At 64.9% G+C, this 15968-nt stretch carries 15 protein-coding genes and 1 tRNA gene; 4 read left to right on the forward strand and 12 right to left on the reverse strand.

What is annotated here, in order from left to right:
* Positions 1 to 233: 233 nt before the first annotated feature.
* Together CY652_RS24580 and CY652_RS20805 are read left to right on the forward strand one after the other, a co-directional pair.
* A complete protein-coding gene (locus tag CY652_RS24580; protein ID WP_180970707.1) occupies positions 234 to 410 on the forward strand; it encodes a hypothetical protein in 177 nt (58 codons plus the stop codon).
* 1063 nt (positions 411 to 1473) lie between these two features.
* Complete coding sequence (locus tag CY652_RS20805) at positions 1474 to 1908, forward strand: hypothetical protein (RefSeq protein WP_102132617.1); 435 nt, start codon at positions 1474 to 1476, stop codon at positions 1906 to 1908.
* Between the two features lie 29 nt (positions 1909 to 1937).
* Here CY652_RS20805 and CY652_RS20810 read toward each other — a convergent pair whose 3' ends face one another.
* Both CY652_RS20810 and CY652_RS20815 read right to left on the reverse strand, forming a co-directional pair.
* A complete protein-coding gene (locus CY652_RS20810; protein ID WP_258002391.1) occupies positions 1938 to 3044 on the reverse strand; it encodes a GSU2403 family nucleotidyltransferase fold protein in 1107 nt (368 codons plus the stop codon).
* 102 nt (positions 3045 to 3146) lie between these two features.
* A complete protein-coding gene (locus CY652_RS20815) occupies positions 3147 to 3470 on the reverse strand; it encodes a helix-turn-helix domain-containing protein (protein WP_102132618.1) in 324 nt (107 codons plus the stop codon).
* Positions 3471 to 3696: 226 nt separating this feature from the next.
* On the opposite strand from CY652_RS20815, the gene CY652_RS20820 reads away from it, so the two are divergent.
* Together CY652_RS20820 and CY652_RS20825 are read left to right on the forward strand one after the other, a co-directional pair.
* Complete coding sequence (locus CY652_RS20820) at positions 3697 to 4209, forward strand: helix-turn-helix domain-containing protein (RefSeq protein WP_102132619.1); 513 nt, start codon at positions 3697 to 3699, stop codon at positions 4207 to 4209.
* Complete coding sequence (locus tag CY652_RS20825) at positions 4206 to 4718, forward strand: PIN domain-containing protein (protein WP_102132620.1); 513 nt, start codon at positions 4206 to 4208, stop codon at positions 4716 to 4718. The genes CY652_RS20820 and CY652_RS20825 overlap by 4 nt, the downstream gene beginning before the upstream one ends.
* Positions 4719 to 5041: 323 nt before the next feature.
* Here the strand turns inward: CY652_RS20825 and CY652_RS24225 are convergent, their stop codons facing one another.
* The 10 genes from CY652_RS24225 to CY652_RS20870 all read right to left on the reverse strand — a co-directional run bounded on the left by CY652_RS24225 (position 5042) and on the right by CY652_RS20870 (position 15892).
* Positions 5042 to 5266, reverse strand: a complete 225-nt coding sequence (locus CY652_RS24225) for a hypothetical protein (RefSeq protein WP_146010170.1) — start codon at positions 5264 to 5266, stop codon at positions 5042 to 5044.
* Complete coding sequence (locus tag CY652_RS20830; RefSeq protein WP_102132621.1) at positions 5263 to 6795, reverse strand: recombinase family protein; 1533 nt, start codon at positions 6793 to 6795, stop codon at positions 5263 to 5265. The genes CY652_RS24225 and CY652_RS20830 overlap by 4 nt, the downstream gene beginning before the upstream one ends.
* Before the next feature lie 270 nt (positions 6796 to 7065).
* Positions 7066 to 8475, reverse strand: coding sequence for a tyrosine-type recombinase/integrase (locus CY652_RS20835; protein ID WP_180970708.1), 1410 nt, complete (start codon positions 8473 to 8475; stop codon positions 7066 to 7068).
* Between the two features lie 314 nt (positions 8476 to 8789).
* Positions 8790 to 8865: transfer RNA gene (locus tag CY652_RS20840), tRNA-Phe, on the reverse strand.
* A gap of 94 nt (positions 8866 to 8959) precedes the next feature.
* Entirely contained in the window at positions 8960 to 9655 is a 696-nt protein-coding gene (esaR, locus tag CY652_RS20845) for a response regulator transcription factor EsaR (protein ID WP_102132623.1), read from the reverse strand.
* A complete protein-coding gene (locus CY652_RS20850) occupies positions 9656 to 12058 on the reverse strand; it encodes a sensor histidine kinase (RefSeq protein WP_102132624.1) in 2403 nt (800 codons plus the stop codon).
* The gene (locus CY652_RS20855) at positions 12048 to 12641 is read right to left on the reverse strand and encodes a DUF4390 domain-containing protein (protein ID WP_102132625.1); all 594 of its coding nucleotides are present in this window, start codon (positions 12639 to 12641) and stop codon (positions 12048 to 12050) included. The genes CY652_RS20850 and CY652_RS20855 overlap by 11 nt, the downstream gene beginning before the upstream one ends.
* On the reverse strand, positions 12638 to 14080 hold the full coding sequence (gene rsmB, locus CY652_RS20860) for a 16S rRNA (cytosine(967)-C(5))-methyltransferase RsmB (protein ID WP_102132626.1): 1443 nt from the start codon (positions 14078 to 14080) through the stop codon (positions 12638 to 12640). Before rsmB ends, CY652_RS20855 begins: the two co-directional genes overlap by 4 nt.
* A gap of 201 nt (positions 14081 to 14281) precedes the next feature.
* Positions 14282 to 15139: a zinc metalloprotease HtpX gene (gene htpX / locus CY652_RS20865; protein WP_102132627.1), complete on the reverse strand. Its 858-nt coding sequence runs from the start codon at positions 15137 to 15139 to the stop codon at positions 14282 to 14284.
* A gap of 105 nt (positions 15140 to 15244) precedes the next feature.
* The gene (locus tag CY652_RS20870; protein WP_102132628.1) at positions 15245 to 15892 is read right to left on the reverse strand and encodes a LysE family translocator; all 648 of its coding nucleotides are present in this window, start codon (positions 15890 to 15892) and stop codon (positions 15245 to 15247) included.
* Between the last annotated feature and the right edge of the window lie 76 nt (positions 15893 to 15968).

The following is a 15968-nucleotide window of genomic DNA, read 5'->3' on the forward strand; positions in this document are numbered from 1 at the left end:
CGGACAGGGAGTGAACATCGCCGCATCGGGACACGCTCGACCGGCGGTACCGACATCGAAGCCTGGAAATGTGCATGGGGGAGCACAGTGGGCAGTATGTCCGTGGAATTTGCGTGGCTGGAGCTACCGTCTCAGGCGGATGACGTCGACGTCCCGCAGGCTGCAGCGATCCGGTTGGGCGCCATCGTCAGCAGCCTTGATCCAGCGAGAGTCCGATTGGATCGTGCTCCGCCATGAAGGCGCTGATGCGCCGACAGACAACCCGGATCTCGTACCACGACGGGATTGAGTTGCTCGACCTTGCCGGACAAGTGACGCTCCCTGGGCTGGCTCATGGCGCGCACCCCGGATTGCGTCTTCCGGGCATCCAGATGCTGGCTGGCGGCCTGCGGCCGGTATCCCGAAATTGAACCCGCTCGCCGGTAAACTGAGCCTCGCCAGTGAGGATGGTGTTGCGCAGACTGCCGCGTGGCAGGTACCCCTTCTGCCAATGCCCCTATCCGGGAATTGAGCTCCTTTCGCGAAATTGAGTTGCTCAGGCTGGTATTGAGTCCTTCCAGCTGGAGTAAAGGAAAGGCTCCAGCAAACATAACCCCTCCTCCTGGTTGTCAATACTCAATCTTCAATATTGCCCATCCTGCGGAATTCCTCAGGTTTGAATTCCTACTCAAGGATATCCTTCAAAGAGGAACTCCAACCTGAGGGATGGGCCGGCCCTCCCTACGGCGCTTCTCCACGCCCGGGATACCCTGCCTCATCCGAAAAAAATTTCTGCGCCGTACGCCGCAAAAATTTGAACAGATGGCCGCTTCAGCCTCTACCCACCGCACACTGCTAAAGTCGCCTGCGTGCTCGCCGTTCTCAGGTGGTCCCCGTGGCTGCGATCTCCCCGACGCGCCACCGGTCATTCCCCGTCCGCGTCGGCGGTCAAGTTAGCGAAACACGTCCGGCGCCATTACTCCCGGATTCCCGGTTTCTCTGTGGCGTCGTACGCTTACGCGGGCGGCTTCAGCTCGGCCACGCTCGTCCCGCCCCTCATGGTCATCACTGCCGTTGTCCGGTGGTGCGCGCCGAAGCTCCATAGAGGCGGTCCTGACACACCTGGTCAACGTCAGCCTGCACATGAGGTCTGACAAGCCGAGTATAGGGGGCTGCCAGAAACGCGCAAACTGATACCCCGCAGCTCTGATCTGGCCTTCCGGACTGAAATCTCCCAGTTTCCGATACCTGTTTTTTCCGCCTTGACCGAAGCGATCGCTGGATACGGCAAATAATGATATTTTTTTATTGATTTAATAAATTAAATCAATAAGAACTATATTTTGCCAGTCGCGCCTTCCGGGAGAGGCATGGGGATGACTGTCCGCCGGAAGAAGAAATATGCAACCGGCGCGACATAACCCGACAAACCAGCTCATGGCTGGTCTGCCGCGCTATACCGCGGCATGTCCGCGCTCTTCCCGGAGACCATTCATGTCCCAGTTTCCTCCCAAACACGACCCCGCCCTCGTCCACAACCGCGCCACACTGCTCACGGCTCTACGCGATGCTGGTGCCGCCTTCGCAGGAGTTGTCTACTACAGCGACAATGGCCGGTGCATCATCGACCATATCTTGGTCGTCGACCAGGACGACAACGATATTCCCGACGGCCAGGCCGTTGTCTCCGTCATGCGCGAGTACCTCTGCGCAGACCGGGAATCCGTTCCCGTCTATGTCGCGTGCAGCTACTCGTTGCACGATGCACTGAAGGAATTTGCCACCCGCGCCGTCAGCCTGTATCACTCCAACGACAAGGCCAGCGGGGACGGAGACGGAGGGATTGCCTTCGACTGTGAGAAGGGCACAGTCAGCCTGTCTCACACGAACTATCACGTCGAGTCGGTTCACTCAAAACACGACCTCTGATCAGGCAGTCATCGGCGCGTGCCGCGCCCCTATACTGGCGGCTGAACGAACGGCGTTGGCTCGGGTGAACTCTCGTGGTCGGGTGCCAGTGCTGCCAAGTCCTCAAGCGTGTCGCGCGCAGCATCGCCGGCCTTTCCGGCATACGCCAGTGCATGGCCGGCGGCCAGCCCGACGCATGCACGCGCGGCGTCGGGCAGTGCGTCGATCGCCTCTTCCACCCACCCCGGGTAGTGCGCGAGCACAGCATCCAGCATCACGACGGCCTGCGCCAGGTCCCGGCGGCCCTTCATCCCAAGCTCAGCCGGACGCAATGAGCTGACGGCCAGTGTATGCAGGGCAAATCTCGCAGGCGCGGGAAGCCTCACAGGAATCACACGATCCTTGCCAAGCAGGCAACCATCGCCCACGCCTTCCATCAGGTATTCAAAAAACGGCAGCCCCGTCGCATGCATCTTCAATCCGGGCAGCAATCTGATCTCGTAGTCGTCGCCGGTATCGGGGACGAACAGGTCGACCTTCAGGGGCCTGCCGCGCCGCCTGAACGATGTGGACAACTTGCGAGGGCCGGGCTCGGGAGCCGTCTCGAGAAACAGGAGCCCGGTGTCCCGCAGGACGTCCAGAACGCGGCGGTCGCCGGGAACCGCGAGAGCCACGCGGTTCGCGGTCCCGGTGTCGCCATCTTCGGTCGGATAGTTGCTGGCCAGTTTCACGCCGAGGCTGTTCAGCAGCGCGCCGAAGGTGTGGGAGCCGACCAGCACGCCGCCCTGCCTGAAAATCCCCGCGCTAAACAGCAACGCGACGGTCAGGGCCGACGAATTGTCGGCGACCGAGAAACCTGACAGGCGCAGCGTCCTGAGGGCCGTCGTCCTGTCACGGGCCTCCTGGCCCTGCTGCTGGCGCTCCTCCAGCGCGCGATCCGTGTCGGGGTCGCCTGCGGCGCCCAGGTACTCGTCGTGCCGCTGACCACTGGCGAGATAAGTACGCCAGTAGGTGTACATCCGGCCCCTGATGGTCCGCTGGACCCGCGTGCCGGGGGTCTGAAACGTGACGGACTGTGCCTGCGCTCCTTCGACAACCGAGGAGTAAAGGGTCTGAAGCGCCAGATGGTGAAGGGCCGGCATGGCTGGAATTTCCAAGTTACCCACCATAATATTATTTCAGTGGGTAACTGGCGTCAAAACAGACCCATGCCATTAGCGGCTCTCCCGCACCGGCCGTTCTAGCCAATGAATTACTGGCTAATCCGTGGTTTGCGAAGACATCTTCTCCCGAGGTTTGCTGGCACGCTGCCTGGCATTCCCGCCCCTCGGCATCGCCACGGGATTAACCGTCGGGACGGGAGCGATCGTTTCGAACCAGGATGTCCGTCCGAGAGTACGTACGACCTCGATGAGCGTACGCAATGACGAGCCGTTTCCGCTTTCGAGATTTCGGAGCGACCGGACGCTAATGCCTGCCCGTTCAGCTACTGTCGCCTGATCGAGATTTCGATGAAGGCGGAGCTTTCTCAGGCTGGCCCCCACCTCCACTTCCCATTCCGCCGCTGTCCTGTTGAGCGCCATTGACGTCCCCCTGCTCCGAAATATCCGGCAATCTACGCCTTGAAATTATGGGCAATATTTTGCCTGAAAAACAGGAAATTCCCATATTTCAGGCAGAAATTTGCCTTTTATTGCGAGCCAATTTACCCGAATCCGGTACACCTGAAAAAGTGGAAGGCGCGCCTCGATTGCCAGCACGGCGTTTCGATTATTTCGAGAGTTTCGAGGCCATGCTACGATGTAAAGCATGACGACCAAGCAGACTTCCTCTTCTGGCAAGCGGCGCGCTGCCCCAGCCCACAATCGGATGGGCAAGACGCGCGCGGAGCCGGCCCATGTCATGCCCGTGTTCGAACTGTCGTTCGACGTGGGAGCCGTCGTGTCTGTTGTCCGGCGCCACGTCAAACTCAGCAAGGAAGCCGACGAGGCCATCACGCACGAACTGGTCGAGGTACTAAACCACGCAATTGTGCAACTACGGCCCACGGAGCATAGGCCGACGACCCGACAGGCTGCGCAGTCCCACACGGATGATCCGATTCTCACCACCGAGGAGGCGGCGCAACTTGCTGGCGTCAGCCGGCCCTACATGGCCAGACTGATCGACTCCGGCGCAGTGGACCTGCATCAGATGGTCGGCAACCAGCGCCGTGTGCTGCGCAGCGCCGTGATCCGCTGGCAGGCGACCGAACGGACACGGCAGGCCAAGGCACTCAAACGCCTGGCCCAGGATCTGGACGAGGAAATCTTCCCGTCGTGAGCATTCCCGTTGTTGCGGATGCCGATACCCTTTTCCCGGCCACCACGCGCGGGCTGCTGATCTACCTCGACTACCAGGGGCTCATCAAGCTGCACTGGTCGCTGCTGATCCTCGATGAGGTCAGCCGGGCATTGGTAGATACGGGACGCAAAAAGACACTGGAAGAGGCCAGGGCGAACGAGACGCGTATGCGCGACGCCCTGCCTTATGCAATGGTGGCGGTGGAAGACGTGCAGGCCCAGTTTCAGGCCGTGGCACCCGCGGTCCGCCCGGTGAAAGACACGCACGTCGCGGCGTGTGCGCACTATCTGATCGCCGCCAATGCCTACCCCGGCACGTCGCCGATCGCGCTGGTCACGCGCAATACCAGGGATTTCAGGAAGGCGGTACTCGCCGGCCTGGGCATCACGATGCTAAAACCGGATGATTTCCTCCACGGGTTAATCACAACACAACCGGATGAGGTCGCAGCGGCATTCCGCCAGTTCCGCCTGGACCTGTCCTCCTAGCCCGCACCGGAAGCGCTATTGGGCCGTCCGGAACAGGACGGGCAGGTAAAGACCGCCCAGCTGCTGTGGGCCTTGTATCAGACGCAGATGATCCTCCAGCGTTAGGCTTGTCGTTCAAGATCAAACCCGGTAGACGACAAGACAGCCGATGGAAAAACGTCGTCAACATCCGGCCAGGAAACGTTGATACAGGATGGCTCGCAGGCCTGCAGCTCGTGTCGATTTTGTACTGTTCTGGGAACACAACTGTACAAACTCGACACTCAAAAACCCCGGCAAAACAGGGCAGAACTCGCTCATGACAGTCCTGCCCCGGACTCGGATCATGCGGTTTCGGTGACCACCACCCTGTTATCCGTGCTACCGGCTGGTGCCGGATCACCCAGCGCCTCGACCATCCACTCGGGTGCACGGTCACGTGCCCTGTTACGAGGAATACACCGGAGCTTGAAGCGGCACTCCAGTTCATCGCCGATGATGACCTCCGTTCCGCTGACTGTGGCCAGTGCCGCCCCAGCCGCAAAGCGGATACGGAAGAACGAGGTCATGCTTGTCGCCCGACCTTCGAGTGGCGGCTTGCCCTCACAAACACTACCTGCGGGAACAGCCTTGCCAGCACAGCACGCAGGCGCTCAGGCGGCAGTTCTGCGTCGAAGATAGCGACAAGCTCCGCAGCCGGATCGACGGTCTTCTGCCGTTCGACATCCGCAGCGTTCACTTTCGCCCGTGCAGCCTCAAGTTCAGCCAGCTTCCGCTGCGTCTCGACCACCTGGTTCCGTGCCTCGCCGTATCGCGCCTCCAGCACAGGATCATCGTCTGTCACATGCTGGAGCATGCGCGACAACCGCTCCTGAGTCGCGCGCAACTTGTCGAGCCTCGAACGGCAGGCGTCGATCTCCCCCTGGTTGTCGCCATTCATCCGCAGGTCGAGCGAATGCCGGAAGGCCTGGAGGAATTCCGGGCTCAGGAAATACCTGATCGCCTCGGACAGGACCTGCTGCACACCTGTCGCACGCACGGTCGACGTCAGCCGCGGCACACCCTTGACCGCCTTCGCCACGGTGCACGCGGGACAATACATCGACAACGAGCGCTTGCTGCGCGCCGTGAGCGCCAGCGTGCCACGACAGAAACCGCAGGTCACGAGACCCGCGAGTACATGCTTGCCGCCGCCATAACCCGTCCGGCTGATCGACCGGCTGTTACAGCGGAACCAGGTCTCATCGCTGACCAGGCGCAACTCCGGACGTGGGTACTCCACCGTCTCGACGGGGTCACCCAGCTTCTCCATGCGGCTGCGATAGGTCGTCGAGCCATGCCAGATGAAGACGCCCCGGTACGCTGGATTTCCGAGCAGAATCTTCACACGAGACGGGCGCCAGTACCCGCCGTCCTCGGTACGTGCACCGCGCGAGCACGGGATGCCTTCCGTATTAAGCCACGCGGCGATCTGGTGCATGGAGCTGCCGGCTTCGCGCATCTCAAATACCTTCCGGACGATCTGGGCCTCCCATTCGTTGATGACCCAATGCGTGCCGATGCGCGTGCCAAAATCGTCGAACCGCCTGGCGTTGTCGTAACCGAACGGCGCCGCGGCAATCATGTAGCCCCGTTCGAGCTGCCCCTGCATCCCGCGCGGCACACGGAACTGGGTCCGCCGCGACTCATATTGAGCCATGACACCATGGAGTCCGAGCTGGAGCTGCCAGCCTTCTCGGGCCGTGTCGACACCGTCGGCCGTGATCATGCGGACGCGCCGGTCGTTCTCCAGTTGCCGCTGGAGCTTGGCCTGGGTAACCGCATCGCGGCTCAGCCTCGAGAATTCGTCCACGAGCAGTACATCAAACCCGCGCGCGTCCCAAGCTTCGCGCAGCCGGCGAAAACCCTCGCGATGCTTTTCCCCGGATTCCCGTCCCGTGATTGCCGAGTCACTGAAGACCAGCTCCGGGTCGATCGCGAGGCCATACCGGGCTGCTACTTCTCGGCACCGCCGGATCTGGTCCTCAACCGAAGTCGCCTGCTGCTTGTCATCGGAGTAACGGGCGTAAACCGCTACTCTTGGTGTTGCTTTCTGCATCCGTAGTCTCCATGTTCACTGGCCGCATGCCGGCGGCTTCACGGTAGATTTGAGCTTCGCTGCGACGATATCCGCCAGCAGGTCAGCCAGGTCCCGCACCGCCGGCGGCAAGGGCCGTTGCGGATCGCGGTCGGACGGTATAGGTGGGCGCGCACGGGATGCGCGTTTCTTCGTGGTCTTGCCGGGTGTTTTCACAATATGACCTCGGGATGTCTCGCGATCGCGTGACCGCAAAACGGAATCGGCCGCCGGAGACGGCCGGCTCAGTGGCTAGGCGGCACGGCGGCCGAAATCCACCCGGATGACGCGCGCACCGCCACCGGACGGGGGCTGGGGTCCGTCCGGCGATGTCTCGTCTGGATCTGCCGCGCCCGGCGCTGACGAAAGTGAATGATCCCTGCCACCGACACAGGATTCCTTAATTTCTGGTGGCGTCACCGGTTCACGCAACGCCATCCGGTAGCCGGCAGGAAGCTGCCCGACATCACCGTCGTCACCGTGCATCAGACGCACGACATCGTCGCTCGTGATGTTGATGTAGCGCATCGCCATCTTGACGGTCTTGTGCCCGGTGATCTGCATGATGACCGGCAGATTGCCGTTGAACTCATGCGCGTATCGCGTTGCCGACGTATGGCGCAGGTCATGCGCCTTTACGTTCTCGATACCGGCCTTGCGGCAGCATTCGGCCCACGCCTTTTTCATCTGCTCGTAGGTCAGCCCCGGGAAGATCGGGCCATCGTCACCGGCCAGGTCTGCGGTCTTCCTCATTTCGCCGAGCAGCGCCATCGCACCAGGGTTGAGCGGAACATCGCGCCTGCCCGTCTTGCCGTCGGGCAGCGAGAGTACCCGCCGCCCCCACCGGACGTGACTCCACCTCGCGCCGGCCAGCGGCTCGCACGAGCGCATCGCCGTCTCGAGCATCAGGCACAGCAGCGGCAGGACGTTCCGGTTCCGGTAGGCCACGAGATGCACCGCCAGCCGGCGCCATTCATCATTGGTCAGCACGCGGTTGCGCGCGTTGTCGACGCGCGGCGTTTTCAGGCCGCCTGCCGGATTGCGGGCCGGGTGAGCCCAGTGCCAGACCGTCCGGGCATGGCTGAAAAGCCGCCGCCATTCCGCACGCTCGTGGTCGATGGTCGCGGCGCTAGCGCCCTCTTCAATCATCGCGCCCACCAGCTGTTCCAACTGATGGGTGGTAACGCTGGCCACCAGTGTCGCCGCGAGCTGCGCACGCAACGCGTCGGACCGTGCTGTCCTGTCGGCCTGCCGCGCACGATGCACTTTCAGACTGTTGATGATGGTGCGGCCCGATTCGGCTTCCAGCCAGACACTCCAGCGGCACGCGCCGCCGGTCGCCTCCGGATCGGGTGGCCCGAGCCTGACGACCGGCAGCCCCGCGGCGCGCAGGTAACGGTTGATCCGGTTGGCGTCCTGGCGCGCGCCCTTGAGCATCTTCAGGCGCTCGAGCGCATAGCTGGACCATGCGACGGCCACCGTCGTCCGGAAAGGCCCCAGGCCAGCAACCCGGGGCTGCCCGTCGTACTGCGCGCGAAGATAGGCACGTTCGGCGAGAGCGGCCGCCTCGGACGGAAAACCTGAACGGTAGATGCGCTGCCCGCCGACACGGGTGCGGAAGGCCCACCCGGCACCTTCGGGAAAGACGGGCTTACCGGACATGGCGGCCCTCCCGGAAGAACGCGGCGCAATGTGCGGCCGGCATGCCGGGAAGAAATCCGGCCCCGGGCGGGGTGGGCCGGCGATGTGCCGGATGCAGCAGATACCACATGGCAACTCCTCTGGAACTGGAGTTGCGGTATAGGCAGGCGGAGGCAGGATGAACGGCCGGCCGGTGCGAAAAGACACGTCACCGGACGCGGCCAGCCGTGGCAGACCGCAATGGTCATCCATTGACAAACCACCGGCCGGCCAGATTCTGGCCAGAAAAAGCAAAAAGCCCAGTCACGAGGACTGGGCTAAATGCTTGAATCTATTGGTGGCCTGGGACGGAATCGAACCATCGACACGCGGATTTTCAATCCGCTGCTCTACCAACTGAGCTACCGGGCCAACGAAGAACGGGGATTATAGCGAAGCTTCGCACCGGTTTCAAGCGCTTTCGCGAATGCGAGCACCGTGCCCGCCTTCCGCCCCTCACGCCCCTTCACTCCCCCTTGTTCTTGCCGAGGTCCACACCGAGCTGCTTGAGCTTGCGATAGAGGTGCGTGCGCTCGAGGCCCGTCTTCTCGGCCACGCGCGTCATGCTGCCGTTCTCGCGGGCAAGATGGTATTCGAAGTAGGCGCGCTCGAATGCATCGCGCGCATCGCGCAGCGGAATGTCGAACGAAATCGACGCGGTGGTTTGCGAGGCCGGCGCGACGGTCATGCCGTCCGCGGACAGCACGGGCAGCGCGGCCGCCGAGGCCACCGCGACCGCGGCGCCCGCCGCCGACGCCGGCTTGTCGATCGCCGCGCCGCTCCCGACAGGCGCCGCCGCGCCGCGCGCCAGGCCCTGCTCAACGGCCTTCAGCAGCTTCTGCAACGAGATCGGCTTTTCGAGGAAATTGAGCGCGCCGATCTTCGTCGCCTCGACGGCGGTGTCGATCGTGGCGTGCCCCGACATCATGATGACCGGCATGGTCAACAGCCCCTGCGCCGCCCACTCCTTGAGCAGCGTCACGCCGTCGGTGTCGGGCATCCAGATGTCGAGCAGCACCAGATCCGGCACCTGGCGCTGGCGGAAGCTGCGCGCGTCCTGCGCGTTCTCCGCGGCTTCCACGACGTGTCCCTCGTCGCTCAGGATCTCGGAGAGCAGTTCCCGGATCCCCATTTCATCGTCTACCACCAGAATGGTTGCCATTTACGCTGCCCTTGTCGTCTGCACTGTTGCTTTTGTCGTTCCCTGCGCGGCGCGCGCACCCGCTCCGGGCGCCGCCGCGTCGTCCGCCAATTGAAGGAAAAGAATCGAGATTTGCGCGCCCTCGATCACGTCGCCCGCCTTCAGTCGATTGCGGATGTCGATGCGCGCGCCGTGCTCCTCCACGATCTTCTTCACCATGGCCAGCCCGAGTCCCGTACCTTTGGCCTTGGTCGTCACGTAAGGTTCGAACGCGCGCGTGAGGATGCGCGCCGAGAAACCGGGCCCGTTGTCCGACACCGTCAGGCGCACGGCGACGCGCGTGCGGCCCTCCTCGTCGGGGTCGCCGTATTCGACGGCGCGCGTCTCGATCAGCACGCGCGGCTGCTCGATATCCACCACCGCGTCCTGCGCGTTCTGCAACAGGTTGTGAATCACCTGGCGCAGTTGCGTCGCGTCGCCGCGAATCACGGGCAGCGCGGAGAGCTCCACGCGAATCGCGCTCTTGCCCTCCTCGATGCCGTAGAGCGTGAGCACCTCGCTCACGAGCTCGTTTAGCTGCAGGTTGGCGAGCACGGCGGGCGGCATGCGCGCGTAATCGCGGAAATTGTCGACCATCTGCTTCATCGCCGCCACCTGGTTGACGATCGTGGTGGCGCCGCGCTTGAGCACGTCGGCGTCGGCCGGCGCGAGCTTCTCGGAGAGCTTCATCTGGAGCCGTTCGGCCGATAGCTGGATCGGCGTGAGCGGATTCTTGATCTCGTGCGCGAGACGCCGCGCCACCTCGCCCCACGCGACGGAGCGCTGCGCCGAGATCACGTCGGAGATGTCGTCGAACACGACGACGTAGCCGGACGTCTGCAGGTCGCCCGCGTCGCGGCCGGTATCGGACATGAGGCGCGAGCCGCGCACGAGCAGCGTGAGCGGCTCGCTCTCGCCCGGCGCCGGCACCGAGAACTGCTGCTGCCAGTGGCCGCGGTCGCCGTCGCCCTCGCCGCTCGCCGCCTCCTGGTCGGCGAACGCCTTTCTCACCATCGCGCCGAAGTCGACCAGCGCGGCGATGTGGTCGAGCGGCACGCTGAGCTGGGTCTGGAACGGCTGGCGGAAAATGCGCTCGGAGCCGGGGTTCGCCGTCGTGAGACGGAACTGGCGGTCGAACACGAACACGCCCGCCGTCAGGTTCGCGAGGATGCTTTCGAGGTAGGCCTTCGAATGCTCGAGCGCGACGCGGTTCTTCTCCACGGCCTGGCGCGCCTCGGCGAGCTGGCGCGTCATCGCGTTGAACGATTGCGTGAGGAAGCCGAGCTCGTCGCGCGACTTCACCTCGCGCTTGGGCGTGTAGTCGCCCTCGGTCACCTCCTTCGTGCCCTGCGCGAGCAGGAAGAGCGGACGCGCGAGCTGGTTGCCGAGCGCGAGCGCGAGCATCATCGCGATGAAGGTCGCGAGGAAGAGCGCGAGCGTCAGCGTGCCGATGTACATCTTGCGCAGGCCCGTGCGGCCGAGCGCCTTCTCCTGATACTCGCGATAGGCGCGCTGCACGGCGTCCGCATTGCGCGCGAGCGTCGGCGGCACCGGCTGCGTCAGTTGCAGGAAGCGCTCGGTGGGCTGCAGGAGCGATGCGTTCGCGTCGGGAATGCGCACGACGACGCGCAGCCGCAGCGCGCCCTTCGGTCCGTGCTCGCGCGGGTCGCCGTCCACCTCGCCCTCGAGCGTCGCGTAGCCGTGCACGCGCGCCTCCTCGATCATCATCGGGGTCGGCACGTCGCCGGGCAACAGCGTCGCGAAGTTGCTCGACGCCTGCGCGACCACGTGCATGTCCGGCGCCGCGCCCGACATGCTGCGCACGGGCTCGACGATCATCGCGTCCTGCACGTTGAACTGGTCGCGCAGCCGCAGGAGCGTGAGCGTCGTGCCGGTCGAATCCCCGTTCGCAATCTGCTGGGCCATGAGCCGGCCCTTGGTCTGCAGGTCCGACAGCGAGGCGTCGAGCATGCCGCGCCCGAGGTTGAGGCCGGCGGTGAGCGCCGTCTCGACGTTCACGTCGAACCACGACTCGATGCTGCGCGAGACGAACTGGTACGAGACGATGTAGATGATGCCGCCCGGCACGACGCCGACGAGCGCGAAGAAAAACGCGAGCTTCGCGAGCAGCCGCGTGCCGAACTTGCCGCGGCGCAGCCGCAAGGCGATGACGCCCACGAGCGCCACGACGACGAGCAGGAAGATCAGCGCGACCGCGATGTTGGCCGTGTAGAGCCAACTGTAGTAGCGGTCGAAGAACTCGGTGTTCGCGCTCGCGGCGGCGAGCAGCACGAGCAGCAGCACGGCCGTGAAGGCGACGGTCGAGACGAGCAGCCGCACGACGAAGCTGCTCAGGCTGGTGGCGCGGCGCACTCTATTTAGCACGTTCGGTCACCGTGAAGTTGAAACGCTTCCAGTCGGAGTCGAGATTCCAGTCGCGGTTGTTGACCGCGTCGATCTGGAACGGCTTGGGCATCAGCGCGATGTCGAGTTGCATGCGCACTGACGCCGTGTAGGTTTCGCCCGCCTGCACCTGGCCGCGGTCGATGACGTGCCACGACGTGACGTGCCGGATCACCGCGAGCGCGTCGCTCAACGTCGAAAAGCCGAGTTGCAGCCCGCCGCTCGAGACGCGATATTCGCGCGTGAGCGGCTGGAACGACAGGCGCAGGCTCTGCGAGACGCTCACGGGCCGCTCGTCGAACCAGTACCAGCGCGGCCGGGTCAGCTCGAAATCGGTCGTGAAGTAAAGCGGAATGCCCTTGTTGACGGCGTCTTCGAGATTGCTGTTGAGTTCGAAGTCGAACCGGGCGTCGAGGTTCCAGCCGTTGCCGTCGGCCTGCAGCGATGCGCGCTGCACCGCGATCGTATCGGCGCGCGCCGGCCCGGCCGCGGTCAGGCTCAAGGCCAGCAGTGCGATCCAGACGAGGGCCGCGAGCCGCAGCGGAAAGAAGCGTTTGATTGTCACCGTTTCTGAAAGCGCGCGTAGAAGAATCCGTCGTAGTCCAGTGCGGTGCGTTCCGGACCCGGGCTGGCACCTTCTGCGGCGCCGCAGTCTGTAGCCCCCCCGGCCGGCACCCCGACAGGCGCGCCGCCGGCCGTGGGCAGCAACTGCCCCGGCGCGTCCAATCGTACCGCATCCGGGCGGCTGCGTTCAAACCGGCTCGCCTGCAACTCGCCCTCTTCGGGGAAGATCGAACAGGTAACGTACAGCAATTCGCCGCCTGGCTTCAGAAGCGGCCACAACGCGTCGAGAATGCGCTGCTGTGTGGCCGCGAGCGCGGTCAGATCGGACGCGCGACGCAACCAGCGAATGTCGGGATGGCGCCGCACGATGCCCGAAGCGGAGCAGGGCACGTCCGCGAGAATGCGGTCGAACGGCTCGCCGTCGTGCCAGGCCGAGGGCTCGCCGGCATCGCCCACGACGACGCGCGCGGCGAGCCCGAGGCGCGCCAAGTTCTCGTCGATCCGCTTCGCGCGCCCAGCGTCGCTTTCGAGCGCGACGAGGTCGAGATCGGCCAGTTCGAGCAGATGGCAGGTCTTGCCGCCGGGCGCCGCGCACGCGTCGAGCACGCGCATGCCGTCGCGCGCGCCGAGCAGGCGGGCCGCCCGTTGCGCGCCCGCGTCCTGCACCGAGACGTCGCCGGCCGCGAAGCCCGGAATCCGCTCGACCGGCATCGGCTCGGCCAGCCGCACGGCGTCCTCGCCGATCCGGGCGGCGGCGATTCCCTCGTCGGCGAGCCGCGCCAGCCAGGCCTCGACGCTCGACCGGCGTGCGTTGACGCGCAGCGTCAGCGGACCGTGGCCGTTGCCGGCTTCGAGAACCGCCTGCCAGTCGTCGGGCCAGGCCGAACGGACCGAGTCGATCCACCATTGCGGGTAGTTCCAGCGGGCGACCTCGTCCGCCTGCGCGGCGGCGAGGAGCGCGTCGCGCTCGCGCAAAAAGCTGCGCAGGACCGCATTGACGAGCCCCTTCGCGAACGCGGACTCCCGGCGCGCGCCGACGGCCTTGACGGCCTGATCGACGACGGTGAACGGCGCGTACGCCGCCTCGCCGTCGACGAGCAGCGCCAGCGAGCAGGCGAGCAGATTCGCGACGAGGGGAGACGGCGCCTTGCTGACGCGCTGCCGGATCAGCCAGTCGACCGTGCCGAGACGGCGCATGGTCCGGTAGGCGATGTCCTGCGCGGCACCACGCGACACCGCTGCGATCCCCGCCGGCAGCGCCGCCTGGAGGCTCGCCAGTGCGGCCGGCAACGCCGAACCGCAGCGCACCGCACCGACGGCCTGCGCCGCCTGATCGAGCGCGAAGCCGAGGGAATCGGGTACCAGATGAACGGTCGCGTGCCGCGTGCGGCGCGATTGCGCTGGCCGGCCGGCCCGGGGCGTGGAGGAATTCGAGGTCATGAAAGGACGAAAAGCGGTCGGCACGGCGCAGTGCCATCGCGCCGCAAAACGTCGCATTGTAGCGTGGCACGCCTGCGCTTCCGGCATGCGTCATCCGTAAAACGGGAAGGGGCAGGCTTTCGCCTGCCCCTTCATCTTTCCCTTCCCGCTCCCTTCCCCGTCCCGCCATCGAAACCCGCACCGGATTTCTTCTTCGACGCGTCAGTCGAAGCGCCCCGTCCGCGCCATTTCCATCAGCCGGGCAATGCGCTCCTCAGTGGATGGGTGCGTCGAGAAGAGATTCGCCACGCCGCCCCCGGACAACGGGTTCATGATCATCATCTGCGCCGTGGCCGGATGCTCCTCGGCCGCCGGAAACGGAATGCCCTGCGCGTAGCGGTGAATCTTGTCGAGCGCCGACGCCAGCGCCTGCGGGTCGCCGGAAATCTGTGCGCCACCGCGATCGGCCTCGAACTCGCGGGCGCGCGAGATCGCCATCTGGATCAGCGCTGCGGCGATCGGCGCGAGCAGCGCGACCGCAATGCCCGCGACGGGATTCGCGGGACGGCCGCTCTCGTCGCGGCCGCCGAAGATCAGGGCCATGTTCGCCAGCGCGGAAATGGCGCCGGCCATCGTCGCGGAAAGGGTCGAGATGAGAATGTCCCGGTGCCTGACGTGCGCGAGCTCGTGCGCCATCACGCCGCGCATTTCGCGCTCGGACAGCACCCGCAGAATGCCGGTCGTCGCGGCGACGGCCGCATGTTCGGGATTGCGACCCGTCGCGAACGCGTTGGGCGCATCCTCGTTGATGAGATAGACGCGCGGCATCGGCAGGCCGGCGCGCGTCGAGAGCTCGCGAATCATCCGGTAGAACTGCGGTGCGGTGCGCTCGTCCACTTCCTGCGCGTTGTACATGCGCAGGACCATCTGATCCGAGAACCAGTACGAGAAGAAATTCATGCCGAGCGCGATCACCAGCGCGAATACCATGCCGCGCTGACCGCCGATCATGCCGCCGATCACGATGAAAAGGGCCGTGATCGCGGCCATCAGCGTCGCGGTTTTCACCCAGTTGAACATCTGCTGTGCTCCTTGCCCACTACGGCTTCGATCGTCTGTCGCCCGCCTGCCGGCGGGCGCACTGTAATGCAATCGTTAGATAGGGACGAGCAGGGAAAATTCCAGTCAGTGCGCGGTCGTGGCGAGCTTGATGCCAAGGCCGATGAACGCGCCGCCCACGGTGCGGTCGAGCCACTTCCTGACGCCGGGCTTGCCCGCGAACCGGCGCGTGACGCTGCCGGCGACCCAGGCGACGAAACTGTTCCAGACCGAACTCATCGCGACGAACACGGCGCCGAGCGAGAGGAAGGCGAGCGCCTTGTGCGGACTGTCGGTCGCCACGAACTGCGGGAAGAACGACACGAAAAACAGCACGACTTTCGGATTCAGCACGTTGGTCCAGAACCCCTGGAGAAATAGCTGCCGCAGCGGCCGCGCGGCCCCGCCGGCCGGCTTCGTAGCGTCGCCCGCGGGCTGCGCCGCGGCCGCGCGCGTGAAAATGAGCCGCACGCCGAGATAGGCGAGGTAGATCGCGCCGACGAGCTTGATGACGGTAAACGCCGTGGCCGACGCGGCGAGAAGCGCGGTGAGCCCGAACGCGCAGGCCAGCGAATGCACGCAGCAGCCGGCCGAGATACCGAGTGCGGACATCAGCCCCGCGCCGCACCCCTGGGCGACGCTGCGCCCGACGATGTAAGCCGTGTCCGGACCGGGCGTCACATTCAGCAGAAAAACCGCGATGACGAAAAAACCGAAATGGGTAATACCGGGCATCGTGCCCCCGAAGATGGCTGACCAGATTGCCACGATTCTAGCGCCCGCACGGCGGCGTGTGCATCGGCCAGACGGC

Source organism: Burkholderia sp. WAC0059, assembly GCF_002870125.1.
Taxonomy (GTDB): Bacteria; Pseudomonadota; Gammaproteobacteria; order Burkholderiales; family Burkholderiaceae; genus Paraburkholderia.